Source organism: Mycobacterium senriense (assembly GCF_019668465.1).
Classification (GTDB): domain Bacteria; phylum Actinomycetota; class Actinomycetes; order Mycobacteriales; family Mycobacteriaceae; genus Mycobacterium; species Mycobacterium senriense.
Map to the genome: position 1 here is coordinate 3,148,354 of NZ_AP024828.1, position 25,327 is coordinate 3,173,680.

The 25,327-nt window shown below is 66.3% G+C and carries 26 protein-coding genes, 2 pseudogenes and 1 riboswitch; of the genes and pseudogenes, 15 read left to right on the forward strand and 13 right to left on the reverse strand.

Annotated elements, in window-relative coordinates; all coding sequences use genetic code 11:
• Positions 1 to 51: 51 nt before the first annotated feature.
• Positions 52 to 789, reverse strand: coding sequence for an SDR family NAD(P)-dependent oxidoreductase (locus tag MTY59_RS15220; protein WP_221041885.1), 738 nt, complete (start codon positions 787 to 789; stop codon positions 52 to 54).
• Positions 790 to 891: 102 nt separating this feature from the next.
• Here MTY59_RS15220 and MTY59_RS27955 point away from each other — a divergent pair.
• The 7 genes and pseudogenes from MTY59_RS27955 to MTY59_RS15250 all read left to right on the forward strand — a co-directional run.
• Positions 892 to 1,077 (forward strand): annotated as a pseudogene (locus tag MTY59_RS27955) (helix-turn-helix domain-containing protein); the annotation flags it as partial.
• A 129-nt stretch (positions 1,078 to 1,206) separates the two neighbouring features.
• Positions 1,207 to 1,488, forward strand: a complete 282-nt coding sequence (locus MTY59_RS27960) for a hypothetical protein (protein ID WP_415823199.1) — start codon at positions 1,207 to 1,209, stop codon at positions 1,486 to 1,488.
• Between the two features lie 90 nt (positions 1,489 to 1,578).
• Positions 1,579 to 2,130, forward strand: coding sequence for a VOC family protein (locus tag MTY59_RS15230; protein ID WP_221041886.1), 552 nt, complete (start codon positions 1,579 to 1,581; stop codon positions 2,128 to 2,130).
• Between the two features lie 104 nt (positions 2,131 to 2,234).
• A complete protein-coding gene (locus MTY59_RS15235) occupies positions 2,235 to 2,633 on the forward strand; it encodes a VOC family protein (RefSeq protein WP_221041887.1) in 399 nt (132 codons plus the stop codon).
• A 62-nt stretch (positions 2,634 to 2,695) separates the two neighbouring features.
• Positions 2,696 to 3,082, forward strand: coding sequence for an Mtp family mycobacterial-type pilin (locus MTY59_RS15240; RefSeq protein ID WP_221041888.1), 387 nt, complete (start codon positions 2,696 to 2,698; stop codon positions 3,080 to 3,082).
• Between the two features lie 326 nt (positions 3,083 to 3,408).
• Positions 3,409 to 3,986 (forward strand): annotated as a pseudogene (locus MTY59_RS27965) (peptidoglycan endopeptidase).
• A 360-nt stretch (positions 3,987 to 4,346) separates the two neighbouring features.
• Positions 4,347 to 4,670 carry a putative quinol monooxygenase gene (locus MTY59_RS15250; protein WP_221041889.1) on the forward strand — a complete coding sequence of 108 codons (324 nt, stop codon included), beginning with the start codon at positions 4,347 to 4,349 and terminating at the stop codon, positions 4,668 to 4,670.
• 7 nt (positions 4,671 to 4,677) lie between these two features.
• On the opposite strand, the gene MTY59_RS15255 is transcribed toward MTY59_RS15250, so the two are convergent.
• On the reverse strand, positions 4,678 to 5,358 hold the full coding sequence (locus MTY59_RS15255; RefSeq protein ID WP_221041890.1) for a guanylate cyclase: 681 nt from the start codon (positions 5,356 to 5,358) through the stop codon (positions 4,678 to 4,680).
• A 155-nt stretch (positions 5,359 to 5,513) separates the two neighbouring features.
• On the opposite strand from MTY59_RS15255, the gene MTY59_RS15260 reads away from it, so the two are divergent.
• Entirely contained in the window at positions 5,514 to 5,723 is a 210-nt protein-coding gene (locus MTY59_RS15260; protein ID WP_221041891.1) for a hypothetical protein, read from the forward strand.
• Here the strand turns inward: MTY59_RS15260 and MTY59_RS15265 are convergent.
• On the reverse strand, positions 5,675 to 6,508 hold the full coding sequence (locus MTY59_RS15265; RefSeq protein ID WP_221041892.1) for an adenylate/guanylate cyclase domain-containing protein: 834 nt from the start codon (positions 6,506 to 6,508) through the stop codon (positions 5,675 to 5,677). The two genes, MTY59_RS15260 and MTY59_RS15265, sit on opposite strands and share 49 nt — an antisense overlap.
• Positions 6,509 to 6,629: 121 nt before the next feature.
• Between MTY59_RS15265 and MTY59_RS15270 the strand changes: the two genes are divergently transcribed.
• Both MTY59_RS15270 and gnd read left to right on the forward strand, forming a co-directional pair.
• Complete coding sequence (locus tag MTY59_RS15270) at positions 6,630 to 8,039, forward strand: glucose-6-phosphate dehydrogenase (RefSeq protein ID WP_221041893.1); 1,410 nt, start codon at positions 6,630 to 6,632, stop codon at positions 8,037 to 8,039.
• A gap of 13 nt (positions 8,040 to 8,052) precedes the next feature.
• Positions 8,053 to 9,075: a phosphogluconate dehydrogenase (NAD(+)-dependent, decarboxylating) gene (gene gnd, locus MTY59_RS15275; protein WP_221041894.1), complete on the forward strand. Its 1,023-nt coding sequence runs from the start codon at positions 8,053 to 8,055 to the stop codon at positions 9,073 to 9,075.
• A gap of 4 nt (positions 9,076 to 9,079) precedes the next feature.
• Here gnd and MTY59_RS15280 read toward each other — a convergent pair whose 3' ends face one another.
• Positions 9,080 to 9,943, reverse strand: a complete 864-nt coding sequence (locus tag MTY59_RS15280; RefSeq protein ID WP_221041895.1) for an alpha/beta fold hydrolase — start codon at positions 9,941 to 9,943, stop codon at positions 9,080 to 9,082.
• Between the two features lie 122 nt (positions 9,944 to 10,065).
• Between MTY59_RS15280 and MTY59_RS15285 the strand changes: the two genes are divergently transcribed.
• From MTY59_RS15285 to MTY59_RS15295, 3 genes are all read left to right on the forward strand, one after another.
• On the forward strand, positions 10,066 to 10,542 hold the full coding sequence (locus MTY59_RS15285) for a VOC family protein (protein ID WP_221041896.1): 477 nt from the start codon (positions 10,066 to 10,068) through the stop codon (positions 10,540 to 10,542).
• Positions 10,543 to 10,650: 108 nt separating this feature from the next.
• Positions 10,651 to 11,559: an alpha/beta fold hydrolase gene (locus tag MTY59_RS15290; protein WP_221041897.1), complete on the forward strand. Its 909-nt coding sequence runs from the start codon at positions 10,651 to 10,653 to the stop codon at positions 11,557 to 11,559.
• Positions 11,560 to 11,575: 16 nt separating this feature from the next.
• On the forward strand, positions 11,576 to 12,817 hold the full coding sequence (locus MTY59_RS15295) for a WS/DGAT domain-containing protein (RefSeq protein WP_221041898.1): 1,242 nt from the start codon (positions 11,576 to 11,578) through the stop codon (positions 12,815 to 12,817).
• On the opposite strand, the gene MTY59_RS15300 is transcribed toward MTY59_RS15295, so the two are convergent.
• Both MTY59_RS15300 and MTY59_RS15305 read right to left on the reverse strand, forming a co-directional pair.
• Positions 12,818 to 13,432 (reverse strand): MarR family transcriptional regulator, encoded by a 615-nt coding sequence (locus MTY59_RS15300; protein WP_221041899.1) that lies wholly within the window; start codon positions 13,430 to 13,432, stop codon positions 12,818 to 12,820. It abuts the gene before it with no gap.
• Positions 13,429 to 15,009, reverse strand: coding sequence for a pyruvate, phosphate dikinase (locus tag MTY59_RS15305; protein WP_221041900.1), 1,581 nt, complete (start codon positions 15,007 to 15,009; stop codon positions 13,429 to 13,431). Before MTY59_RS15305 ends, MTY59_RS15300 begins: the two co-directional genes overlap by 4 nt.
• A 221-nt stretch (positions 15,010 to 15,230) precedes the next feature.
• Here MTY59_RS15305 and MTY59_RS15310 point away from each other — a divergent pair, with 221 nt between their 5' ends.
• Complete coding sequence (locus MTY59_RS15310; RefSeq protein ID WP_221041901.1) at positions 15,231 to 15,755, forward strand: DoxX family protein; 525 nt, start codon at positions 15,231 to 15,233, stop codon at positions 15,753 to 15,755.
• Here MTY59_RS15310 and MTY59_RS15315 read toward each other — a convergent pair whose 3' ends face one another.
• The 4 genes from MTY59_RS15315 to MTY59_RS15330 form a co-directional block, all read right to left on the reverse strand.
• Positions 15,756 to 17,117 (reverse strand): HNH endonuclease signature motif containing protein, encoded by a 1,362-nt coding sequence (locus tag MTY59_RS15315; protein WP_221041902.1) that lies wholly within the window; start codon positions 17,115 to 17,117, stop codon positions 15,756 to 15,758. It abuts the gene before it with no gap.
• A complete protein-coding gene (locus tag MTY59_RS15320; protein WP_221041903.1) occupies positions 17,114 to 17,260 on the reverse strand; it encodes a hypothetical protein in 147 nt (48 codons plus the stop codon). Before MTY59_RS15320 ends, MTY59_RS15315 begins: the two co-directional genes overlap by 4 nt.
• Before the next feature lie 128 nt (positions 17,261 to 17,388).
• The gene (locus MTY59_RS15325; protein ID WP_221041904.1) at positions 17,389 to 18,753 is read right to left on the reverse strand and encodes a flavin monoamine oxidase family protein; all 1,365 of its coding nucleotides are present in this window, start codon (positions 18,751 to 18,753) and stop codon (positions 17,389 to 17,391) included.
• A 177-nt stretch (positions 18,754 to 18,930) separates the two neighbouring features.
• Positions 18,931 to 19,143, reverse strand: a complete 213-nt coding sequence (locus MTY59_RS15330; RefSeq protein ID WP_221041905.1) for a hypothetical protein — start codon at positions 19,141 to 19,143, stop codon at positions 18,931 to 18,933.
• A 125-nt stretch (positions 19,144 to 19,268) separates the two neighbouring features.
• Here MTY59_RS15330 and MTY59_RS15335 point away from each other — a divergent pair, with 125 nt between their 5' ends.
• A complete protein-coding gene (locus tag MTY59_RS15335; protein WP_221041906.1) occupies positions 19,269 to 21,020 on the forward strand; it encodes a DUF3556 domain-containing protein in 1,752 nt (583 codons plus the stop codon).
• Between the two features lie 51 nt (positions 21,021 to 21,071).
• On the opposite strand, the gene metE is transcribed toward MTY59_RS15335, so the two are convergent.
• The 3 genes from metE to MTY59_RS15350 form a co-directional block, all read right to left on the reverse strand.
• Positions 21,072 to 23,342 (reverse strand): 5-methyltetrahydropteroyltriglutamate--homocysteine S-methyltransferase, encoded by a 2,271-nt coding sequence (metE, locus tag MTY59_RS15340; RefSeq protein WP_221041907.1) that lies wholly within the window; start codon positions 23,340 to 23,342, stop codon positions 21,072 to 21,074.
• Between the two features lie 141 nt (positions 23,343 to 23,483).
• Positions 23,484 to 23,684: riboswitch (cobalamin riboswitch) on the reverse strand.
• Positions 23,685 to 23,732: 48 nt separating this feature from the next.
• Complete coding sequence (locus tag MTY59_RS15345) at positions 23,733 to 24,380, reverse strand: SDR family oxidoreductase (RefSeq protein WP_221041908.1); 648 nt, start codon at positions 24,378 to 24,380, stop codon at positions 23,733 to 23,735.
• Between the two features lie 99 nt (positions 24,381 to 24,479).
• Complete coding sequence (locus MTY59_RS15350; protein WP_221041909.1) at positions 24,480 to 25,322, reverse strand: SDR family oxidoreductase; 843 nt, start codon at positions 25,320 to 25,322, stop codon at positions 24,480 to 24,482.
• Positions 25,323 to 25,327: the final 5 nt, after the last annotated feature.

The following is a 25,327-nucleotide window of genomic DNA, read 5'->3' on the forward strand; positions in this document are numbered from 1 at the left end:
CTGTCCGGGCCGATGTTTGATCAGAGTCGCCGAGTGCGCGTTGCACGGGCGTCAGATCGCCGAGGTGCCACCGTCTGCGGCCAACTCCACCCCATTCACGTAGCTCGAGTCGTCGGAGGCCAGGAACAGCGCCACCGTCGCAATCTCTTCGGGGCGGCCCATCGTTCCTCGCGGAATCAGGGATTCGAACTGCCGCTTTGTCTCCGCGTCGAACATCTTCTCCTGAATCGGCGTGGCGATCTGCCCCGGGCTGAGCACGTTCACCCGGATCTGCCGGTCCTTCAGTTCGTTGAGCCACGTGCGGGCGAACGAACGCAAGGCAGCCTTGCTCGCCGAGTACACGCTGTAGTCGGGCCAGCCTTTGACCGAGGCGATCGACCCTGTCATGAAAATAGACCCGCCATCGTTGAACAGCGGCAACGCCTTTTGCACCGTGAAGAGGGTGGCACGGGTGTTCAGACCGAAGACTGTGTCAAAGTCCTCCTCGGTGATGTCGCCGAGCTTGCGCGCTTCCCCGCCCGTTCCGGCACTGGCGAAGAGCACGTCGATGCTGCCCTTCTCACGCTTCACCGTGTCAAACAACCGATCCAAGTCATCGAGGTTGGCCGCGTCGCCCTGCACGGCGGTGACGTTGTGGCCGATCAACGCGACGGCCTCGTCCAGAGCTTCCTGCCGCCGCCCCGTGATGAAGACGTGCGCTCCCTCGTCGACGAACAGCCTCGCGCTGGCGAGCGCCAGACCGCTTGATCCGCCCGTGATCACCGCAACCTTGCCGTCAAGCTTTCTCACATCCCCTCCTCGCCTGCATTAGATACACCGATCTGTGTACCTAAGCTAGCGGACAATGCAACCCCGCACCAGTTAAGTACACTTAGCGTTACCCTGGACGACGTGACCGAGCTGGAAAAAGGTCCGCGGGGCCGGCGGCGGGGCCGGGGAGCGCGCGAGCGCATCCTCGGCGCGGCGCAGCAGCTGTTTCGCGAGCGGGGCATCAACAACACCGGAATGGATCTGCTCTGCACGGCGGCGCAGGTGTCCAAGCGCACCGCCTACCAGCACTTCGGCAGCAAGGATGAGCTGATCGCTGAGTATCTACGGCGTCACGATGTCGACACCATGCCACAGGTCTTCGAACGCGCCGACCTGACGCCCCGCGAACGCCTGCTCGCGGTATTCGAGAAGCCGCCCGCGTTCACCCACGACCCGATGCCCCTCTGCCCGTTCATCGCCGCCGCCGTAGAGATCTCCGATCCGGAGCATCCCGCGCGCGTGCGGGCCCGCGAGTACAAGACCTCCGTCTTCGCCCGCCTGAGCGAGACCGCCCGGGAGGCCGGTGCCGCCGACCCGGTCCTGCTCGGTGAGCAGTTGGCGCTGTTGCTCGATGGCGCCTCGGTTCGGACCAGGGCCTTGGGCACTGACGCCTTCCCGACCGCTGCCGGCATCGCGGCCGCTCTGATTGAGCGCGCCATTCCCTCGCCCGCACAGTGAATCTCGCGACGCGCAGCGAGCTATCCCGTAAGGCCGTTAGCGCGATGCGTGGCAAGGCACTCGATTTCATGGACGACTAAGGTTGAGACGATGCGCTGGCGGGGAGTGTGTCACGTCGAGTTCGCGGTGCTGGACTACGAGGATTCGATCGCGTTCTACGACGCGTTGTTCGGCTGGCTCGGCTACGGCAGCTTCTCGTCTCTGAACATGGAATACGAGTCGACCTATTACATGACGCGAAATGTCAACCCGCACAGCTATATCGGCATTCAGCCCGCCCGTACCGGGGGGAAACTGACACACACCGACCAGGCGGTAGGCATCAACCACATTGCTCTGTGGGCGCGTAGCAGAGCAGAGGTCGACCGATTCCATCGCGAATTCCTGGTCGCCCGCGGTATCCCGGTCACCGACGAACCCAAGGACTACCCGCAGTATTGGCCCGGCTACTACGCGGTGTTCTTCGACGATCCGATCAACGGGATTCATTGGGAGTTGGCGTGGTTGCCGAAGGTTCCTACACCCCGCCAACTTTGGTCGTTCTATCGAGCGATTCGTGCTTTCGCCAGGAGCCGGCCGGACCTGGCGAACACGGTGCCCGGCGTCGCATGGCAGGCGAGGAGAACCCTTCGGGCCGAATGATTCGGCGCATTCGGTTCGCGCCGTCCAATGTCAGCCGAGGTTGTCGGAGGCGGCGTTTAGCATTCGGTGCTCAGATAGGCAGCCTGCGACTTGGAGGGGACCGCATGAAGTTCATTTCGACCCGAATCATCACGGCCGACGTCAAGCGGTTGGTCGATTTCTACGAGATGGTCACCGGTGTCAGCGCGATCTGGGGCAACGAGTTGTTCGCCGAGATCCCGACGCCGATCGGCACGCTGGCCATCGGCAGCGACAAGACCGTCCCGCTGTTTGGATCAGGATCCGCCGAAGCCGGAGCCAACCGAAGCGCCATTTTGGAGTTCATCGTCGACGACGTGGACTCCGAGTACGAGCGGCTCCGCCAGCACGTCGGCGAGGTCGTGACGACGCCGACGACGATGCCCTGGGGGAACCGCGCGTTGCTGTTCCGCGATCCGGACGGAAACCTGGTCAACCTGTTCACTCCGGTGACCGAGGAGGCGCGGGCCAAGTTCGGGGTGTGAGTCGGGGACTCGACTGCGAATTACTACTTGCCCGGATGTGCGTCTCGGGAAATTCTTAGGAGATGGCGACTGTGAACCGGGCGGTGCCGCGGTTGCGGCGGTCTGCGAGCGTACTGGTCGGCGGCGCGTTGGCGCTGTCCACTCTGGGCCTGGCCGGCGGCACCGTCGCCGAGGCGGCCCCGGCACCCACGGGTCATTGGTGCCCTGGCGATCCATGGAACCCGGCCTGGGGCAACGTCTCGGACTGGAACTGGAATCAGTGCCACGACTGGCAACACCCGGGCGGCCCGACGGGCCCGGCGGGATGGGGGCCCTGGGGACCCCCGCCGGCGTGGGCGCCGCCGCCACCACCTCAACCGGCCTGGGCGCCAGGGGCGCAAATGATGTGGAACCCCACCGGCGCCGGCAACTGGGGAATCTGGAACAACGGGATCTGGACTCCCATCTGATCAGACCGCTCCCAGGGTTGGCTGTGGACACGCGGCCCCTGGCGGGAGCCGGTGCAGCGCATGCGTGCCCGCGCCATGCGGGCGCAGGCCGACGTCGACCCTGAGAGCGCACACAGCGAATGGGGACCTGGCAACTCTTGGACTCGGGGAGTGCGCTTGTGCCCAGCCCCCACCCGGCACGCCTGCGACACATGTATTTGCTGCCGAAAATATACCAATGTGTAATAAGTGTGCTCTACCTGCGGCGCACATCATTGGCTGCACAGCGAATGACGTGCGCCACAAATTTTGGTTGGCTATAAATGTTATTGCTAGCCTCGCTGCCCATGGTCGTTATTGCAACATTGATGTCGTTGATCGGTCAGGTCTCCGGCACGCCGTATATTCCGGGCGGCGATTCGCCCGCCGGAACCGATTGTTCGGGACTTGCGTCGTGGATTGCGAATGCAGCAACTGACAGGCCCGTTTTCGGGAGTCGATTCAATACCGGAAACGAAGAGGGTGCGTTGCTGGCGCGCGGCTTCCAATACGGAACCGCCCCCAACGCCTTGGTCATCGGCTGGAACGGTGGCCACACCGCGGTGACGCTACCGGACGGAACGTCCGTGTCGAGCGGCGAGCGTGGCGGCGTGCATGTCGGTGGTCCGGGCGCCTACCAGGCCGGATTCACCCATCATATGTTCCTGCCGATGGCACCCGAAGATGGTGGCGCGCCGCCCCCGCCGGACGCTCCGCCGCCCCCGCCGGACGCTCCGCCGCCGCCCGCGCCGGATGCCCCGCCGCCCCCCGCCGGACGCTCCGCCGCCCCCCGCCGGACGCTCCGCCGCCCCCGCCGGACGCTCCGCCGCCCGCCGTTTTGATCGACGCTCCCGCGCCACCGGCGCCGGCTCCGCCGGCACCCTGATTCACCTTTTATCCGCTCCGCGGAATTGCGAATCAATAACAAATGCAACGCAAATCGGCGGCCATAATTGGTAGTTATGCACCAGCCGATGCGGCCGTTATGCGAAATAGTGAAATGGCGCTGTGCGTGGCGGATTTGTGAGCTACGCCACTGACGTCGACACGATCGGCCTGCGACAAAAGTGTGCTCATGTGTCATGTGCGACGCGTGAGCACACTTTGCTCTAGCCATTACTTAAGCGAACTACGTCAATGTTCCACCCCGGACGCGCCGCGGCGCCACCCGGCGGACGGATAGGCTGGCGTCGCCCGCGGGCACCGCGCGGGCGCAACGGAAGCAGCGAACCGAGGCGGGGCCGCAATGATCTTCATCGTCGTCAAGTTCGAGACCAAACCCGAGTGGACCGACCGCTGGCCCGAACTCGTCACCTCGTTCACCGCGGCGACTCGGGCCGAGGAAGGCAATCTGTGGTTTGACTGGTCGCGCAGCCTGGACGACCCGGCGGAGTACGTCTTGGTCGAGGCCTTCCGCGACGATGAGGCGGGCGGCGTCCACGTCAACAGCGACCACTTCAAGCGCTTAATACAAGAGGTCCCGCAGGCGCTGAAGTCCACGCCCAAGATCATCAACCAGACCATCGATGCCACGGGATGGTCGGAGATGGGCGAGATGGCTGTCGGCTAACCCTTGACTAGCCGACCGTGATCTCGATTTCGTCGCCCAGGGCGTAGCCCGGTGTGAGCGGAAGCCTGTCCCCGCTCCAGAATGAGCCCGGGTCGAAGTAGTTGAAGTACTTCTCCGTGCTGAGCAACCCCATTTCCTCGTAGGTGATGGCCACCGTTTCCGCGCAGTAGGCCACCTCCAGACCGAGTTTCTGGCGTTCCTTTCGTCGTTCCGTCGATTCGCGAACCTTCTTGTCCACGAACGGGATTCCGCGCGTCCAGTCGTAGGCGTTCGGGAGCCGGCCACGCAGCCACCGGCCGGTCAAGCGCATGGTGGTGGGAAAGGCGGTGCCGTCCATCCGGGCAATCACGCGCAGTAGCTTGTTCTCTTGTTCCCGGTTGGCCGGCGGAGTCAACTGGCGCAGCCAGCACCGCTGGTGGTAACGCTGCGACCACTGCAGCACCGACTGCGCAAGGTCGTTGAGTTGCACGCCACGATGATTCGTCCCGGTCCACAGGTCGACCAGCTTGTCACCGAGTTCGGCGTGCCAGATCAACGGCGGCAGGTCGTCGATGGCCACCGTCATCCCGACGTGGTTCACCGGGCTGTTTGTCAGCGTCTGGATGGCGCGGTCGGGTCCCGAACCGCCGCGAAACAGCCAGAGGTCGCCGGTGCGGGTCTGTTCCAGCGCTTCGTTCAAAGTGAGCATCTTCGTGTAAGCCCGTCCGCCGCCGCGGCTTTCGCCACTGTCGTCGCTGATATGAGCCCGCCGCTAGGTCACGCGCGATGCGTTGCCGAATGTTGCGGGCACACAAGTCAATCACAACCGGGCCATAGCGACGTGGCTGCGCATAACCTGGTGTCATGCGCAATGTGTGGAAGTGGCTGGGGCTGGCCGGTGCCGCCGGTGTCGTCGCCGGGGGCGCGCTGGTGGTTCGTGACCAACGCAAGCGGCGCGCGTACACCGCCGACGAGGTCCGCGACCGCCTGCATCAGCGGTTGGCCGAGTGCAACGGGGACGGCGTTCAGTCCGGCTCGGAATCGGCCGGAGGCTCGACGGCGAACAAGCGGTAGGTGCCCGAAAAGCCCTTCAGCTCCACATTGCGGCCGTCGTCGAACCGGATGCCGTCGGTATCGGAAAGCGCGTCTCGCACCGGCTGACTCACCAGAATCTGGCCACCGACCGCTTGTGCGGCGACCCGTGCCGCCATTGCGACGTTGCGGCCGAACAGGTCATCGCCGCGACGCACCGAACGACCCATGTGGATGCCGATCCGAACGCGAATCACCTCGCGCCGCTTGCTGTTTGCTTCTTTGCGCAATGCGCGCTGTAGGTCGATACTGCACTGAACCGCTTGCTCGGCGCGCGCGAACGCGATCATGAATCCGTCGCCTTGACTCTTCACCACATGACCGGACCGTCGCTGCACCAGATCCGAGACCAGCTTGTCGTGCGAGCTGATCAGCTTGACCCACGCCCGGTCGCCGATCCGCTCGTTGAGGGCGGTGGATTCCTCGATATCGGAGAACAGGATCACCACCCGACCGTCCGGGGTGACGCGGGCGAGGTCGGGCCGTTCGACCTCGGCCCAATCCGCGAGGTCCTCGATGCTGCTGCGCACCGCCGCGCCGAAACCCTCTTTGCGCATCAGGTTGGCGGTGTTCCACACCCTTTTGACCGCCTCGCGACCGCCCGACAGAAGTTGATTGCGGGCGTCGGTTCGCTGACGCAGTTCGTCGAGCTCCTGCTGGCTGCGCACCAGCAATCGCCACAGCACGATCAGCGCGACACCCTCGATCGCGGCAATGCCGGCCAGGAGGTAGACCGTGACGTGCAGCGCGTCAGCCATGGCGGTCATCCTTTCAAGGCCGCGGTCCACTCAGGTTGTCGGCCCTATCTGCAGTGTCTAGTGTTGACTCCGCCAGCCGCGGGTAGTGATCTCAAGGGAGCCGATCGGGTGACTTTCGGGAGGAGCGGTTTTGGCCGAGGACGACACTAACCCATCTGACCTGCTGGTGATCTTCGGAATCACCGGTGATTTGGCGCGCAAAATGACGTTCCGGGCGTTGTACCGACTCGAGCGTCGCGAGGAGCTGAATCACCCGATCGTGGGTGTGGCCAGTGACGACATCACCGTCGAGCAGTTGCAGGATCGGGCGCGCGACGCCATCAAGGCATCGGGGGAGACGTTCGACGACGCCGTGTTCGACCGGCTCGCGGCCCGGCTGTCCTACCTGCACGGCGACGTCACCGACGCCAAGCTCTACACGCAGCTCGCCAAGAAGATCCCCTCGGACTCGCATCCGCTCTACTACCTCGAAATGCCGCCGTCGTTGTTCGCGCCGATCGTGGAGAACCTGGCAAAAGCGGACCTGCTGGAGCGGGCCAGGGTGGCGGTGGAAAAGCCATTCGGCCACGACCTGGACTCGGCGCGCGATCTCAACGAGAGGCTGCGCGCTGTGCTCGACGAAGACCAAATCCTGCGCGTGGACCACTTTTTGGGCAAGCAGCCGGTCGAAGAACTCCAATACCTGCGGTTCGCCAACAACGGCCTGGCCAAGCTGTGGGACCGCGACAGCATCTCCGAGATTCACATCACCATGGCCGAGGACTTCGGCATCGAGGACCGCGGCAAGTTCTACGACGTGGTGGGCACCCTGCGCGACGTGGTGCAAAACCACCTGCTGCAGGTGCTCGCCTTGGTTGCCATGGAACCCCCGGTCGGCGCGAGCGCCGACGACCTGAACGACAAGAAGGCCGAGGTGTTTCGGGCGATGCCCGCGCTGGATCCGGAGCGTTGCGTCCGCGGGCAGTACCGCGGCTATACCGACGTCGCCGGTGTGGCAAAGGATTCCACCACCGAGACCTACATCGCGCTGCGCACCGAGATCGACAACTGGCGCTGGGCCGGGGTGCCGATCTTCTTGCGCGCCGGAAAAGCGTTGCCGGAGAAGGTGACCGAGGTCCGGATGTTCCTGCATCACGTTCCGGGGTTCTCGTTCCTGCCCAATCGACGGCCGCCCGAGTGCAACCAGATCGTGCTGCGCATCGACCCCGATCCCGGGATGCGGCTGCAGTTGTCCGCCCAGGCCGGCGATTCGTGGCACGACGTTCACCTGGACTCGTCGTTCGCCGAGGATCTCGGCGAACCGGTGCGACCCTACGAAAGGTTGCTCTACGCCGCGTTCAACGGAGATCGCCAGTTGTTCGCCCGCGAAGATGCCATCGAAGAGACGTGGCGAATCGTGCAGCCCGTGCTGGACAAGCCGGGCCGCATTCACCATTACGACCAGGGCTCGTGGGGACCCGAGGCCGCACAGGCGCTGCTGCGGGGTCACCACAGCTGGCAAGAGCCGTGGCTGCCGCGTAGCAAGCCCACCCAACAGTAAGGAGACTGACACGATGCAGCTTGGGATGATCGGCCTCGGCCGGATGGGTGCGAACATCGTCCGCCGCGTGGTCGCGGGCGGACACGAGTGTGTGGTCTACGACCACAACCCCGACGCGGTCAAGGCGATGGCGGGGGAGGACAAAATCACCGGAGTGTCCTCGCTGCAGGAGCTCGCTGAAAATTTGAAGGCCCCGCGGCTGGTCTGGGTCATGGTCCCGGCCGGGACGATCACCACTGGGGTGATCGACGAGCTGGCCAAGACGCTCGACTCCGGAGACATCGTGATCGACGGTGGCAACTCGTACTACCGCGACGATATTCGTCACGCGAAAACGTTGTCGGAGAAGGGTATTCACTTCTTGGACTGCGGGACCAGCGGCGGTGTGTGGGGCCGGGAACGCGGGTACTGCCTGATGATCGGCGGCGACGACGAGGCTTTCCTGCACGCCGAGCCGATCTTCGCCACCGTCGCACCGGGCGTCGACGCCGCGGCCCGCACGCCCGGTCGCGATGGCGAGGTTGCTCGGTCGGAGCAGGGCTATCTGCACTGTGGACCGGCCGGGGCCGGTCACTTCGTGAAGATGGTGCACAACGGGATCGAGTACGGCATGATGGCCTCGCTCGCTGAGGGACTGAACATTCTGCGCAACGCCGACATCGGCAAGCAGGTGCAGGAGGTTGACGCCGAAACAGCGCCGCTGGAGCACCCCGAGTTCTATCAGTACGACTTCGACATCCCCGAGGTGGCCGAGGTGTGGCGGCGCGGCAGCGTCATCGGTTCCTGGCTACTGGACCTTACGGCGATCGCGCTGCACGAATCGCCGGATCTGAAGGAGTTCTCCGGCCGCGTCTCCGACTCCGGGGAGGGCCGCTGGACCGCCATCGCCGCGATCGACGAGGGCGTCCCCTCGCCGGTGCTGACCACCGCGCTGCAGTCGCGCTTCGCGTCGCGCCAGCTCGACGACTTCGCCAATAAGGCGCTCTCGGCGATGCGTAAGCAATTCGGCGGGCACGCGGAGAAGCCGGCTAACTAGCGGGTCAACGGCGGTTGACGAATGCGACCACCGCGTCGCTGAACGCGTCGTTGTCGTCGCCGGCCGCGGTGTGCCCGGCGTTTGACAGCTCGACGAACTCGGCGCGCGGCACGGTGGCCAGGAAGTGCCGCACGCCCTCGGGGCTCACCACGTCGGACAGCTTGCCGCGGATCAGCAAGACGGGGATCGTCAGGTTCTTGGCGGCCTGCTCGAAGCTCTCGGTGCGCAGTTCGGGATCGTCGCCGGGCTTGGTCATGAACGCGGGATCCCAGTGCCAATACCACCGGCCGTCGCGTAGGCGCAGATTCTTTTTCAGGCCCTCGGGGCTGCGCGGCTTGCTCCGGTAGGGCAGATAGGCGGCGACGGCGTCGGCGGCCTGTTCCAGCGAGTCGAAGCCGTCGAGACCGCTGAACATGAAGTCGCGGATGCGCGCGCTGCCGCCCTTTTCGAACCGGGGGACCACGTCGACGAGCACCAACCGAGTCACCTTCGCGGGACCGGCCCGGTGAGCGGCGAGGATGCCGGTCAGCCCGCCCATGCTGGCCCCGATGATCGTCAAGGGCCGGCCGATCGCGTCCAGCACCCGCATGACGTCGCCGGTTAGCGTCTCGATCTCGTAGTCGGCGTCGGGGGAGCGTGCGCTGTCCCCGTGTCCGCGGGAATCCAGCGCCACCACGTGCAGTCCCTCATCGGCCAGCGTCTGGCCGGTGTTTTTCCAGGAAAACCGGTTCTGGCCGCCCCCGTGCAACATCAGGATGCTCGGTCGCCCGGCACAGTCGGAGCCGCGATTCCATTCGTCGGCGACCAGGGTGATCCCGTCGACGCCGGCGAACTCCACCGTCTCGGGACTGCTGCTGACGGTATTCATGCGACCTGACGTTACATAGGCCGGTTAAGCACTGATGCGGGGGTGGACGACGCGATGAGTTTTCGTCGCCGACGGGGTCTACCAATGACAGAGACCAACCAGCCATCAAGGAGGCCCCGGCCATGCCATCGATCACCCCGTCGTTGTGGTTCGACGACAACCTGGAGGAGGCCGCCAGGTTCTACACCTCGGTGTTCCCCAACTCCCACATCGAGGGCTTCAACCAGACCACCGAGGCGGGACCGGGGGAGCCCGGCACGGTTCTGTCCGGCAGCTTCGTGCTGGACGGCACCCGGTTCATCGGGATCAACGGCGGTCCGCACTTCCACTTCACCGAGGCGGTCTCGTTCACGATCCATTGCAAGAACCAGGACGAGGTCGACTACTACTGGGACCGGCTGAGCGACGGCGGCGAGGAATCGCAATGCGGCTGGCTCAAAGACCGCTTCGGGATGAGCTGGCAAATCGTCCCGGACCGGCTCTACGAACTGATCGGCGACCCCGACCGCACGCGGGCGGCGGCGGCAACCAACGCGATGTATGGCATGCGCAAGATCGTCATCGCCGAACTGGAGCGGGCCGCCGCGCTGCAACGGTGAAACCTGCTGGTACAGCGACGGTTTGACCCTCTGTCGACCGGGGCCGGTGCGTCCCCCGGCCGCACAGGTTAGGTTGATCCCTGCGGAGACGTCGAGCAGGGAGGGAACATGGCTGAACCAGGCTGGATCGACGTGACCGGCCCTGCGGGGGACCTCAAAGCCCTCACTTGGGGTCCAGCAGACGGTCCCATTGCGCTGTGCCTGCACGGCTTCCCCGACACCCCCTACGGCTGGCGCAAGGTCGCCCCCCGGCTCGCCGAGGCGGGATGGCGGGTGATCGCCCCCTTCATGCGCGGATACGCGCCGTCGTCGATCCCGGTCGACGGTAGCTATCACGTGGGTGCGCTGATGGACGACGCGTTGCGGGTGCGAGCGGCCGCGGGCGGCACCGACAACGACGTGGTCATCGGCCATGACTGGGGTGCGATCGCCGCGACCGGGCTGGCCGCCATGCCCGACAGCCCGTTCACCAAGGCGGTGATCATGTCGGTGCCGCCGTCGGCGGCGTTCCGGCGGCGCGGCGGTGGCGCGGCCGAGCGGGGCCGGCTCGCCGGCCATCTGGCGCGCCAGGTCTTCCGCAGCTGGTACATCATGTACTTCCAATTACCTTGGCTGCCCGAACGTTCCGCATCCTGGGTGTTGCCGCTGCTGTGGCGGCGGTGGTCGCCCGGTTATCGCGCCGACGAGGACTTGCGTCACGTCGACGCCGCGATCGGGGCACCGGAAAGCTGGCGCGCCGCGCTGGGACCGTATCGCGCCACCATCCGCAACACCCGGCCGTCGGCGCGGTACGCCGCATTGAACGAGTTGTGGACCGAAGAACCTGTGCTGCCGTGCCTGTACCTGCACGGTCGCGACGACGGTTGCATGACACCGGCTTTCGCGCGCTGGGCCGAAAAGGTGCTGCCCGCGGGCAGCGAGATCGGCATCGTCGAACACGCCGGCCATTTCCTGCAGCTCGAGCAGCCCGATAAGGTCGCCGATTTGGTGCTCGGTTTCGTCGGCTCACCCGGCTGACATCATGGCTCGGGCCATGTCGAGGCACCGGATGGCTGCCGTCGACGCGCAGTTCTACTGGATGTCGGCCAAAATCCCCAGCGACGAGTTCCTGCTCTACGCGTTCGACGGTGAGCCCGCCGACTACGCGCGCGCCGTCGAGCAACTCTGCTTGCGGGCCAACGCCGAGCCGGCGCTGACGATGCGGGTGCGGGACCGGGGCCGATGGCGCTACCCGCAGTGGGTGTCCGTGGCCGTCACGTCCGAGCAGGTGGTTCGCCACGACCTCGCCGATCACAGCTGGGATGGCGCCCTGGCGGCCGTCGCCGGCCTCGCCGATGACCAGCTGGACGTTCGGCGAATGACCTGGCGGCTGCACGTCTTCAGCCCGGTCCGTGGCATTCCCGGCGTCACCGAGTCCGGCGCCGTCGCGGTGTTGCAGGTCGCGCACGCGCTGGCCGACGGTGCCCGGTCCGCGGCGATGGCGGCGTGGCTGTTCGGGCGCCCGGACCGGGTTCCCGAGGCGCCCAAACCACGGCCGGGCTTTCTGCCCTGGCGAGCCGTCCAGGCGGCACGCGCCCATCGCCGGCTGGAGCGCGACATCCGCGCGGGCCTGCTTTCTCCGGGCGCCGGGTCGCGTCCGCTGCTGCCGACGAATGCGCGTCCCGAGGGCGCCCGCGCGGTGCGGACGTTGGTGCGACACCGTTCGCAGCTGCCCGGCCCCACGATCACCGTCGGCGTGCTGAGCGCGATATCCCAGGCCCTGTGCAATCTGCTTGATGGGCAATGCGATTCGCTGGGTGCCGAGGTGCCCATGGCAAAGCCCGGTGCGGCGCAGGCGCACAACCACTTCGGCAACATCGTCGTGGGGCTCTACCCGAAGCTCGGACCGGGGGCGCGCGCCGAGCGGATCGCGGCCGACCTGGCCAACGGCCGGCGGCGCTTTGAGCACCCGGCAACCCGGGCCGCCGACCGCGCTTTCGCGGCGGTGCCGGCCGGGCTACTGCGCTGGGGCATCGGGCAATTCGATGTCGAACACCGCGCGACACAGGTGTCCGGCAACACCGTGGTGTCCAGCGTCAACCGCGGGGCCGCCGACCTGAGCCTCGGTGGCGCGCCGGTGGTGCTGACGTCGGGATACCCGGCGCTGTCACCGATGATGGGGCTGACGCACGGCGTGCACGGTATCGGCGACACCATCGCGATCAGCGTGCACGCGGCAGCCTCAGCGGTGCCCGACGTCGATGCCTACCTGGCGTTGCTCGACGCGGCGCTCTAACTATTGCGCATCGCCGGATCTGGCCGCCTCTTCGCGGGTCAGGCCGGCGGCGACGATCAGCTCTTCGTGCAGCTCGAACCACACCGTGTGGTAGGAGTCGATCAACGGCCGGGTCAGCCAGGTGGTCTCCCCGGCCTTGACTTTGTCAAGTGCCGCAACCAGTTTCGCCGCGTAGGCGGTCAGCCGCGGCAGTTGTGCCGCGGCGGCCTCGATGATCGGCATGGTGCGGGCGTGCACGTCGTCGAGGCGGGCCAGCACCGCGGCGTCGTAGGCGGCGTCGTCGTGGGTGTTGGGAACACCGTCGGGTCCGCCCTTGAGCTGCCAATCCGTCACCAGCCGCTTGAAGTCGGCGTTGACGGCGCGGAAGTCGTCGTAGGCGGCGGCCATCGCTTGGGGATCGATGTCCTTGCGTTCCTCGGCGAGCAGCGCCGTGAGCCGGTCGGTCCCGCTGAGGGTGATCCGCAACGTCGGGCCTTCGGTCAGCAGTCCCGCCGCGGTCAACCGCTCGACAACGGGGGTGATGTCGGCAATGTCCGCGCCCAGCGTCGCGGCCAGGTCGGCGGGACTCACCCGTCCTTTGAGCCGAACACCTTGCAGCACAGCCAATTCGGTCACGACGCGGACCCCGGTGTCAGGCGCAGCGCGGTCAGCATCACGATCAACGGCGTCGTCGACACCACGTCGGCCTGCCCGCCGTTCAGGGCGGCGCGCACCGCGGCCTCGGAGCTGTCGTCCAGTCGCACGTGGTCGCCCGCGGCGTGGGCACGCAGCGGGCTGATCCGCCGTGCGATGTCGGCCAGTTCGCGCAGTTCCGGCGTGTCGTCTTCCGACCACGCGGACAGGCTCAAATTGCCTTCCCGCACTTCGCCTTCGGCGCCGTCGACGGTGATGTGCTTGCCGGCCAGCGCTGCCGCGACGCCGTGGCCGCAACCCACCACCGCCACCCGGCCCAGTTCGCGGCTGACCACCGCCGCATGGCTGGAGGCGCCGCCGACCTCGGTGACGATGCCCTGCGCAGCCAGCATGCCCGACACGTCTTCGGGCCGGGTGTGATCGCGCACCAGGATCACCCGCTCACCGCGATCGACGGCGCGTAGCGCTTCGTCGACGTCGGTGTACGCCTTGCCCGATGCCACGCCCGGGCACGCCGGTAAGCCCTTGGCCAATAGCGGTGCCGCCAAGCGTATTTCGGGCTGCAACGCCGGTTGCACCAGCGTGTGGACGTGCGCCGGGGTCACCCGCCGCAGTGTCTCCGCGTCATCGATGAGTCCCTCGTGGCGCAGCTGCAGCGCCGTGCGCACCGCCGCCTGCGCCGACCGTTCCGCCGCACGCGTCTGCAACAGCCACAGCCTGCCGTCCTCGACGGTGAACTCGATCTCCTGGATGTCGGAGTCCAGCCGTTCCAAAGTGCGGGCGGCACCGATCAGTTCGTCGTAGACGGCCGGCTGTTCGTCGCGCAGCGCGACGATCGGTTCGACGTCGACCGATCCCGACACCACGTCGTCGCCCTGGCCGCCGGGCAGCCATTCGCCGAACGGTTCGTTGTCGCCGGTGATCGGATTGCGGGAAAAGAACGCTCCGGCACCGGAATTGGGCCCGTGGTTGCCGAATACCATAGCCTGCACGACCACGGCGGTCCCGTGCTGATAGTCGATTCCGTAGTGGGCGCGATAGGCGACCGCGCGGGGCGAATTCCACGAGGCGAATACCGCCTCGATGCCGGCGCGCAACTGCGCGTAGGGGTCGGAGGGCACCGATTCGTGCTCGGTGACGCCGACGATGCGCCGATACATGTCCGCGAACCGCCGGCGCGTGTCGCGGGCGAACGCTTGGTCACCGGTCGCCGCCAGCGCCTGCTCGACGTCATCGTTGATGCCGAGGTCCAAGATGGTGTCCATCATGCCCGGCATGGACTGGGTGGCGCCGGAGCGCACGCTGACCAACAGGGGATGCGGGCCCCGGCCGAACGTGCGCGAGGTCTGCGCCTCCAGCCAGCGCATCCGGTCGAGCACGTCGTCCCAGACGGCGTCCATGGTCGCCGCGGGATCGTCGAGATACCGCAGGCCCACCGCGGTCGTGATGCAGAACGCCGGCGGCACAGGCAGGTTGTGCCGGCGCATCGCCTCGATGCCGTGGCCCTTGTTGCCCAGCAGCTCCCGCGGGTGGCTCGATGTGCCGTCCAGCAACACCACGGAGTGCTCGGTAGGCGCAGACCCACGGCCGCTTGACGCTTTGCGGTGGGCGCCGCCGCCTGGTGCGGTGCCAGCCGTGGTGCACCCCCTTGGTGGTGTGGCTACTGATCGAGCCGACGTCGGAACGCCCGCTATGTTCCCACATGGACCAGCGGATTAAGCGACGTAGCTGCTCGGCGGCTCTTGTGGTGCCACCCGGCACATGATCTAGGTTTACAGTTATGACTTCATATGGCACGTTCCATGACGTCGGAGTACTGATCCTGCGGCTGGTGTTGGGCGTGACGCTGGCCGCGCACGGCTACAACAAGTTCTTCGGCGGCGGCCGCATCCCGGGCACCGCCCGTTGGTTCGAGAGCATCGGCATGAAGCCCGGGAAATTCCACGCCACCGTGGCGGCGACCACGGAAATGGCCGCCGGGCTGGGCCTGGCCGCTGGATTCCTGACCCCGATCCCGGCGGCGGGCTTCGTCTCGCTGATGCTGGTCGCGGCCTGGACGGTGCACCGCGCCAACGGCTTCTTCATCGTCAAGGAGGGCTGGGAGTACAACCTGGTGCTGGCGGTCAGCGCCGTCGGCGTGGCCACGCTGGGCGCGGGCAAATTCAGCCTGGACTACGTCGTCTTCGGGAAAAACTGGATGGACGGCTGGCACGGGTTGGCGATCTCGGCGGGGTTGGGCCTGGCCGGCGCCATCGGCCAGCTGGCGATCTTCTACCGCCCGCCGGCTAAGCAGCAAGTCGGTTAGTTACGGGCCGTCGTCGTCCTCATCCACCAACAGCTTTTCGGGGTGGTGGTAGGTGTTGGTGCGGGGTTCGCCGCGGTCGAGGTGTGGGGGTGGGATCCATTCGGTGTCACCGTTGTTGCGTTGTCGGGTGGTCCAGCCTTTGTCGAGGAGGCGGTGGTGGGGGCCGCAGGCCAGGGTGAGTTGGTCGATGTCGGTGCGGTGGGTGTGTGCCCAGTCTTGGACGTGGTGCACTTCGCAGTAGTAGCCGGCTACGTCGCAGCCTGGCGCGCTGCAGCCGCGGTCTTTGGCGTACAGGACGATGCGCTGGCCGGGTGAGGCCAGGCGTTTGGTGTGGTAGAGCGCCAGGGGTTTGCCGTGGTCGAAGATCGCTAGGTAGTGGTGGGCGTGTCGGGCCAGGCGGATGACGTCGGACATGGGTAGCAGGGTGCCGGCGCCGGTCAACCCTGTGCCGGTAGTGCGTTCGAGGTCCTCGAGTGTGGTGGTGACGACGATGCTGGCCGGTAAACCGTTGTGCTGGCCGAGCTTTCCACTGGCAAGCAGGGCGCGTAGGGCGGCGTTGAGGCCGTCGTGGTTGCGCTGGCCGGCGCTGCGGGTGTCGCGACGGATCGCTTCTTCCGCGGGGGCGCCGTCCACGACCGGCATTTCATCGTCGGGGTTGGCCATGCCCGGGGCGGCGAGCTTGGCCAGCACTGCTTCCCAGCTGGCACGTGCCTCCGGTGTCAACCATCCGCTCAGCCGCGACATGCCGTCGGCCTGCTGATTTCCGAGCACCAGCCCGCGCATTCGCGCCCGGTCGGCATCGGTGTAGTTGCCATCGGGATTGAGGCAATTCATCAGGCGCCGGGCCAGCTTGGCGAATTGATCGGGCCGAAACTCGGCGGCCTTGGCCGCTAGCTGCTTTTCGGCGTGCACACAGGTCTCGAGGTCGACCGACTCGGGCAACTGATGGAAAAACCGCCGGATCAGCGCCACATGGTCGGCCCCGATCGTCCCATGCTGCTGGGCCGCCGCGGTCGCGGGCAACACCGGCGCCAGCGGCTCCCCGGTCAACGCTCGACGCGGCCCCAGGTCGGCGGCTTCGGCGATGCGCCGTCCGGCCTCCCCCCGGGTGATGTGCAGCCGATCAGCCAGCGCCCAGGACAGCTTGCCACCCAACTCGGTCGCATCCGCCTGCTCGCCGATCTGGTTGATCAGCTGGTGGCTGGGCACCTGGAGTTTGCGTGTTGCGCATTCCAGTGTCTCCAAGAGCGCCAAGCGTTCCGGGTTGGTCAGCGCCTCATACGAATGCCCCTGAAAACGAGAAGCCACAGCGCACAACGCCTTAACGTCGTCCTGAATCTGCTCACGGTCCATTACCGTCATGCCGAACGCCCACCAATGCTGAGGCCGTTCCGGGCATAACGTTCCGAAATCGCGAGCAGCGTCGAAGGTGTTAGCGAGTCGAAGCGCGACGAGAGGAAACGGCTGTGCGCCGCCTCGTTCAACGGAGCATCGATGGAACTCATGTTCGAATCCTATCGGCGGCCACTGACAAAAAATGCTCCGCCGAAACCACTGAAACAAATGTGGCACAAGTGATTTGGGTGAGACGGGTGCGGTGAATGCGTTACGCGAAGTGGCACAAGCGATTTGGCTATGCGACCGCCGCGGTCTCGGCCTCGGTTACCTCGGCCGCGGCGCGCTCGCCGGAGCGGATCGCTCCATCGATCCACCCGCACATGACGGCCGAGCTCTCGGTGCCGGCCCAATGGATCCGGCCACAGGGCTCGCGCAAGGTATAGCCGAATTCGGTCAGCACGCCGGTGGGGGCGTGGCCGATCATTCCGCCACCGGAGTAGCGGTCCACCGTCCAGTTCTGTTCGTGGACCTCCAGCGGCGTTTTGGCCTTGCTGCCGAACCGGTCGACGAGTTCGTCGATGATCACTGCTTTGCGTTCGGCCTCGTCGAGGCTTGTCAGCCGGCGCGCCGTGGGTCCTTCGGTGATGACGCACATGATTCCCGGGTCCCCGGTATCCGTGCAGGCGTCGATGGTCAGGGTGGCCGGGGATCCCGGCGCCGCGGACTGGCCGGAGAACCCGTCGGCGCGCCAGAACGGCTCGTCGTAAATGAGCGAGGTCTTGATGACCGCGCCGCTCGGCATGCGCTGGTGCAGAAATGCTCGGTCCACCGGGAGCATCGGCTCGTACAGGATCGAGGTGGCGATCGCCAGCGGGATCGCGACAATGACGCGGCGCGCCCGCACCGTCAGGTCAGTCGCGGTGATCGTCACACCTTCGCCATCCTGGCTGATCTGCCGGACCGGCTGCGAAAGGTGCAGCGCGTCGCCCAGTTCGGCCACCATCGGGCGGTGCAGCGCCCCCATGCCACCGACTGGGCGGGCATCTTGCGAGCCGCCCTTGCCCGATATCGCGAAGGTGAGTCCGCCCGCCGAGGCCGTCTGCAGCAGCCCCCACAGCAACGACGTCTCCGAGGCTGCCGAGGTGTAGAGGCCGGCGAAGGCCATGTCCAGCATCTCGGCGGCTTCCTTGGACATGGAATTCTTTTCGATCCATTGCCCGATGCTGATGCGGTCCCACTCCTGGGCCTTCTTCGCCTCCCATGGGGCGTCGCGGGGGATCGCTTTGCACATCTTCTCGATGGCGGCCAATCCAAGCCCGAGGTTGGCGACGGCCCACGGGCTCACGGTCCACGGAATGGTGCCGCCGTAGCGGTGCTTCTTGCCGCCGATGATCATCATGGCGTCACCGTCGTTGTGCTGCTTGTACTCGGGCACGCCGAACTCATTCATCAGCGCATAGATTCGGTCCTGGCCCGGACCGATCCACGCGCCGCCGCGGTCGATCCACGTCCCGTCCGCTCGAGTCTCGGTGAAGGTGCGGCCACCGACCCGATCGCGGGCCTCCAGCAAGGCCACCGCATGGCCCGCCTGTTTGAGCCGCAACGCGGCCGCCAAACCCGCGAATCCCGCTCCGACCACGCAATAATCGACCTCAGACACGGTTGGCTCCTCAACCTCGTCCACCCCAGCAGCAAACTACACCGGTCGGGTGCCGGTGATGGCCGGTTAACGCAGATTTTCGCGGGAGTTCGCCCGCCCGGCCGTCCGGCGGTGTTCGGGCCGAGCGCCGTGGGTGACCGAGATGAGTTGGCGCACAGACCAATCGGTCAGTAACCGCTACGAGGGCCCGCCGTATTGCCAAACCAGGGCATGCGGTCCGGTGGTCGTCGGGTTGCACCACATCGGTCTGTTGTTGACGTCCTGGGTGATCGAGTGCAACACCGTGCACTCGTCACCGGGCATCGGCGGATCGGCACGGCCTTCGGCGGCCGACGTGATCGCGAAGACGGCGGTAACCGTTACCCATCCGAGGGACCAAGGCCTGCTCATGATGACAATCCCCCTAAGCGCACGCCGACCCGCCTTCAACGGTATCGGCGCGAAAGGCGCAGACAAAGGTTTCTTGCCCGAGGTTGCAGTACGTAGCCCTAGAACAGGTTCTAGTCTGTGAAACCATGGGATTTCTGAAGCCCGAGCTGCCACAGCTCGACATGGCCGAATGGAACAACGGCACCCGTAGTGAAAAGATCCGGCCGATGGCCAAGCACTGGGCCGAGGTGGGCTTCGGCACGCCGGTCGTGCTGCATCTGTTCTATGTCGTCAAGATCCTGCTGTACATCCTCGGCGCGTGGCTGTTCGCGTCGGCCACCAACGGCCTCGGCGGCTTCACGCGCGTCGCGTCGTGGTGGTCGGAGCCGATTGTGTTCGAGAAGGTCGTGCTCTACACGATGCTCTTCGAAGTGATCGGGCTGGGTTGCGGCTTCGGCCCTTTGAACAACCGGTTCTTCCCGCCGATGGGCTCGATCCTGTACTGGATGCGCTTCGGCACCATCCGGCTGCCACCGTGGCCGGATCGGGTCCCGCTCACCAAGGGCACCAAGCGCAAACCGGTCGACGTCGCGCTGTACGCGCTGTTCCTTCTGGTGACGTTGGCGGCTTTGTTCGCCGACGGCACCGGACCGATACCCGAATTGGGCACCAAGATCGGGCTGCTGCCCGCATGGAAGATCGCGCTGATCCTGCTGCTGCTGGCGGTGGCCGGCCTGCGCGACAAGGTGATCTTCCTGGCCGCCCGCGGCGAGGTGTACGCGACCATGGCGGTGACGTTCCTGTTCGCCGCGCCGGACATGATCGTCGGGTCCAAGGTGGTGTTCCTGGTGATCTGGATGGGCGCCGCCACCTCCAAGCTCAACAAACACTTTCCGTTCGTCATCTCCACGATGATGTCCAATAATCCGTTGGTGCGGCCCCGCTGGCTGAAACGGCGCTTCTTCGAAAGCTTCCCGGATGATCTGCGGCCGGGGCGGCTGTCGCGGTGGATCGCGCACCTGAGCACCGCCATCGAGATGCTGGTGCCGTTACCGCTGTTCTTCTGTCACGGCGGCTGGCCCGTCACGATCGCCGCCATCGTAATGGTCTGCTTCCACCTGGGGATCCTGGTCTCGATCCCGATGGGCGTGCCGCTGGAGTGGAACGTCTTCATGATCTTCGGTGTGTTGTCGTTGTTCGTCGCGCACACCCAGATCGGGCTGCGCAACCTGCGGCACCCGGTGGTGGTGGCGGTCTTGTTCGTCGTCATCGCGGGAATCGTCGTGTTGGGCAACATGTTTCCGCGCAAGATCTCGTTCCTGCCCGGGATGCGTTACTACGCCGGCAATTGGGACACCACGCTGTGGTGCATCAAACCCTCGGCCAACGACAAGATCGGCAGGGGCATCGTGGCGATCGCCAGCATGCCGCAGGCCCAGCTGGAGCGGTTTTACGGCAGCCCCGAGGCCGCACAGATCCCGATCTACATGGGATATGCCTTCCGCGGCTTCAACACTCACGGACGCGCGCTGTTCACGCTGGCGCACCGCGCCATGGCGGGCCAGAACGAGGACGACTACGTCATCACCGACGGCGAGCGGATCTGCAGCACCGCGATCGGTTGGAACTTCGGCGACGGCCACATGCACAACGAGCAACTGATCGCCGCCCTGCAGGAGCGCTGCCACTTCGAACCGGGCGAGGTCCGGGTGGTTCTGCTTGACGCGCAACCGATTCACAAGCAGACCCAGCAGTACCGGTTGGTCGACGCGGCGACGGGTGAATTCGAGCGCGGCATCGTCCGGGTCGCCGACATGGTCGTCCGCCAACCCTGGGCCGACGACGTTCCGGTGCAACTGCTCTCGGACGACTCACCCTCGACTGTCACGCCGGACTGACGGCAGAGGCCGAGCTGGGGGAGTGCCCCCAGCTCGGCCTCAGCTTGGGTCTTACACGCCGGCCCGGACCTCGCGGGCGGCGGCAACCATGTTCTTCAGCGACGCGTTCACCTCGTCTGTGTTGCGGGTCTTCAGTCCGCAGTCGGGATTGACCCACAGCCGCTCGGCCGGCACGGCCCGCAGCGCCGCGCGCAGCGACTCGGCCATCTCGTTCGTGCTCGGCACCCGCGGCGAGTGGATGTCGTAGACGCCCGGGCCCACGCTGTTGGAGAAGCCGATCGAGTTCAGGTCGTCCAGCACCTCCATGTGTGAGCGTGCCGCCTCGATGGATGTCACGTCGGCGTCCAGGTCGGCGATGGCTCCGATCACCTCACCGAATTCCGAGTAGCACAGGTGAGTGTGGATCTGGGTGGAGTCAGCGACGCCGGAGGTGGCCAAGCGGAAAGACCCTACGGCCCAACGCAAGTAGTCCTCCTGGTCGGCCCGACGCAGTGGCAGCAGCTCCCGCAGCGCGGGCTCGTCGACCTGGATCACCGCGATGCCCGCGGCCTGCAGATCGACGGTCTCGTCACGGATGGCCAGCGCCACTTGGTTGGCGGTGTCGGCCAGCGGCTGGTCGTCGCGGACGAACGACCACGCCAGGATCGTCACCGGGCCGGTCAGCATGCCCTTGACCGGCTTGTCGGTCAGCGACTGCGCATACTTGGCCCACTCCACCGTCATCGGATGCTGGCGGATCACGTCACCGAAGAGCACCGGCGGCCGCACGCACCGGCTGCCGTAGGACTGCACCCAGCCGTTCTTGGTGGCGAAGAAGCCGTCCAGCTGCTCGGCGAAGTACTGCACCATGTCGTTGCGCTCCGGCTCGCCGTGCACCAGCACGTCGATCCCCAGGCTCTCCTGCAGCTTGATGACGTCGGCGATCTCCTGCTTCATCCGCCTCTGGTATTCGGCCTCGTCGATCTCGCCGGCGACCAGCGCGGCGCGCGCCTTGCGGATCTCGACGGTCTGGGGGAACGACCCGATGGTGGTGGTAGGCAGTGGCGGCAGGTGCAGCCGCTCCTCCTGGCTGGCGCGGCGCTGCGCCGCGTCACCCCGGTGAGTTCCGCTGGCCACGATCGAATCGATGCGGTCCCGCAGCCCGTCGTTGTGCAGTCGTGGATCCTCCTTGCGGGAGGCGACGGCCGCATTGGAGGCCGCGATCTCGTCGGCGACCGCGTCGCGACCCTCGTGCAGTGCGCGAGACAGTGCCACCACCTCGGCGACCTTCTCCTGGCCGAAGGCCAGCCAGCTGCGCAGCGCATCGTCCAGGCCGGTCTCCGGTTCCAGCGAGTACGGCACGTGCAGGGTGGAGCAGGAAGTCGAAACCGCCACGCTTGCGGCCGAGCCCCGCAGCGTCGCCAGCTTGGCCAACGCCGCGTCGAGGTCGGTGCGCCAGATGTTGCGTCCATCGACGACACCGGCCACCACGATCTTGTTGGCAAGTTCGGGCACTGCCGCGACCGCGGTGTCGGGACCGTAAACCAGGTCGATGCCGATCGCCTCGACGGGAGTGCGGGCCAGCGCACCCAACGAGTCGCCGGGGTCACCGAAGTAGGTGGCGACATAGATGGCGGGCCGGTTGCTCACCTTGCCCAGCGCGTTGTAGACGGCCTCGGCGAGCGCGGGGGCATCGGGGCAGATGTCGGTGACCAGAGCCGGCTCGTCGATCTGCACCCACTCGGCGCCGTTATCGGCCAGCAGCGACAGCAGCTCCGAATAGATCGGCACCAGCTCCTGCAGCCGCTCGATCGGCGCGCCGCCACCGTTGACGGCCTTGCTCAGCAGCAGGAAGGTGACCGGTCCGATGACCACCGGTCGTGCGGGAATCCCTTGCTCGAGCGCCTCTTTCAGCTCGGAGAGCACCTTGGCCGGGTTCAGCATGAACTTCGTCGCGGGCTCGATCTCGGGAACGATGTAGTGGTAGTTGGTGTCAAACCACTTGGTCATCTCCAGCGGCGCGACGTCCTTGTTACCGCGCGCCGCGGCGAAATAGCGGTCCAAGTCGTCGGGGACCTGCGCGGCCCAAGCCGGTAGCGCCCCCAGCATGACCGCGGTGTCGAGCACCTGGTCGTAGTAGGAGAAGGTGTTCACCGGTACCGAGTCCAGACCGGCGTCCGCCAGACTCTTCCAGGTGTCGCGGCGCAGGGTGGCCGCAACGTCTTCGAGTTCCGCGCGGCTGGTGCGTCCTTTCCAGTAGCCCTCGGTGGCGCGCTTGAGTTCACGCTTCGGGCCGATACGCGGGGAGCCGACGACCGTTGCGGTGAAAGCTTGGGGGGTCACGATATTTTTCGTCCTTCAATCAGCGTGATGGTCACCGCCGGCGGACGTGCAGCCGATCCGTTAGCGGTGCGTACCCGGATACGAACCGCAACGGCTGCAGCCTAGCGCCCATTCCTCGAGGCGATGAGCCGCCGGACGCGGCGCGCCCGGCACAGGCTGGCAGGTCTCCGGACTCGCAGGCGTGCACCGGCTGGTGCTCCTAGTGGCCGTCGCTTCCCAGTCATAGTGACCAGTGCTTGCCAAAAACTCTGACGGCGGTCGTTCCTGCATACCGTTGCGGGACAGTCCCGGATTCTCACCGGGTTCCCTCTCGCGAAGCGTTACTAACGTTGCCTCGCTCGATGCCCGCGCCGCGGTTGCGGCGCAAGCAGACCAGCTGCGAGACGGACTTTACCCTCGGCCGGCCAGGGCGTCGGCGATGGGAACATCGCCGTTGTTGAAGTCGATGGTTCGGCGGATCGTGGCATCTTCCGCTAGTGCGGCGGCTATGACGAGTGCGACGTCCGCACGCGAGACTTCGCGCATTTCCCGGTCGATCTCGATTCGTCCGGTCGCGGGCTCCAAGGTGAGCCAGCCGGGTCCGAGCACCGTCCAGTCCAGGTCGCTGGCGCGCAGGTGGGCGTCCGCCGCCGCCTTGGACTCCGCGTAGGGGAAGAACGGATCATCCGGCGGCACACCATGATCCGGACCCGCGCCGAAGTAGGACACCATCACGAACCGCTTGACGCCCGCCTGTGCGGCGGCGTCGATCACCCGGATCGCCGCGTCGCGGTCGACGGCGTAAGTCCGCGCCGGGTTGCCGCCGCCCGCCCCGGCCGAGAAGACGACGGCGTCGTGCCCGGTCACCAGGTCGGTCAGAGCGTCGGTGTCGAGCCGCTCGATGTCGGCCACCACCGGATCGGCGCCGGTGGCCGCGACATCATCGGATTGATCGGGATTGCGGAAGACCGAGCTCACCCGGTCGCCGCGGTCGGTCAGTATCCGGGCGACTTGCAGCGCGACCTTGCCGTGTCCGCCGAAGACGATGATTCGAGCCATGTCCCCGACGGTAGCGCGATTCATCCCGCTGGCGGCGACCCGCTTCGCCCGGCTACGCCGCGCTCGTGATCGCCGCTAGAGCTGAACGGTGGCGACCCGCTAGAGCTTTACCTTGCCCATGATGATGTCGATGATCGGCTTGCCGGGCGCGTAGGCACCGGTAATCGAGGCCATGGTGTGTCCGGAGTCCACCAGCAGCGTGATCCCGCTGACGCCGCAGGCCGCCTCGCTGTTAAGGAAGGTCATCACGTCGCCCATCTGCTCGGGGGTGTGCACCTTCGAGCCGGTCTCGTCGCGGTAGTCCTGGGCGAAGGACAGCCAGAGGTCCGCGTTGGCCTGGGCCAGCGGGGTGTCCGTCGGGCCCGGGCAGATCGCGTTGATCCGAATGCCCTCCTTCGCCAGCGGATAGCCCTGGGTCGCCACGTACGTGTTGATCACCTTCTTGCTGGTGCCGTAGTGGTTGATGCCTTCGGCCTCGTGCGCCTGGCACCACGCCTCGGCGGCCGCGAAGTCCGGCGTGGCCAGGAATTCCAGCATCAGGTCCAGGTCGTTCTCCCAGCCCATGCCGGCCACCGAGGAGATGAAGCAGATCGCCGCGCCGTTCGGCAGCTGGTTCTTCTCCAACAGCCGGTCGATGAGGTGGCGGTGGCCGATGAAGTTGATCTTCATCAGGTCGATCGTGCCGTCGGCGACGCCGGCGGCGGAGAACACCGCGTGGATGGGGCCGTCGATCTGCTCGAGGGCGGAATCGATGGACGCGGGGTCGCGCAGGTCCACCTGGACGGACTGGGCGACCTTGTAGTCCACCGGCGCGTAGTCCATCACGATGACTTCGGCACCCAGCTCGGCTGCTGACTTGGCCGCCGCAGCGCCCATGCCAGTCGCGCCACCAACAACGAGAGCGCGCTTGCCGTCGTAGCGCAACCGATCGACAATGGTCATGGAAA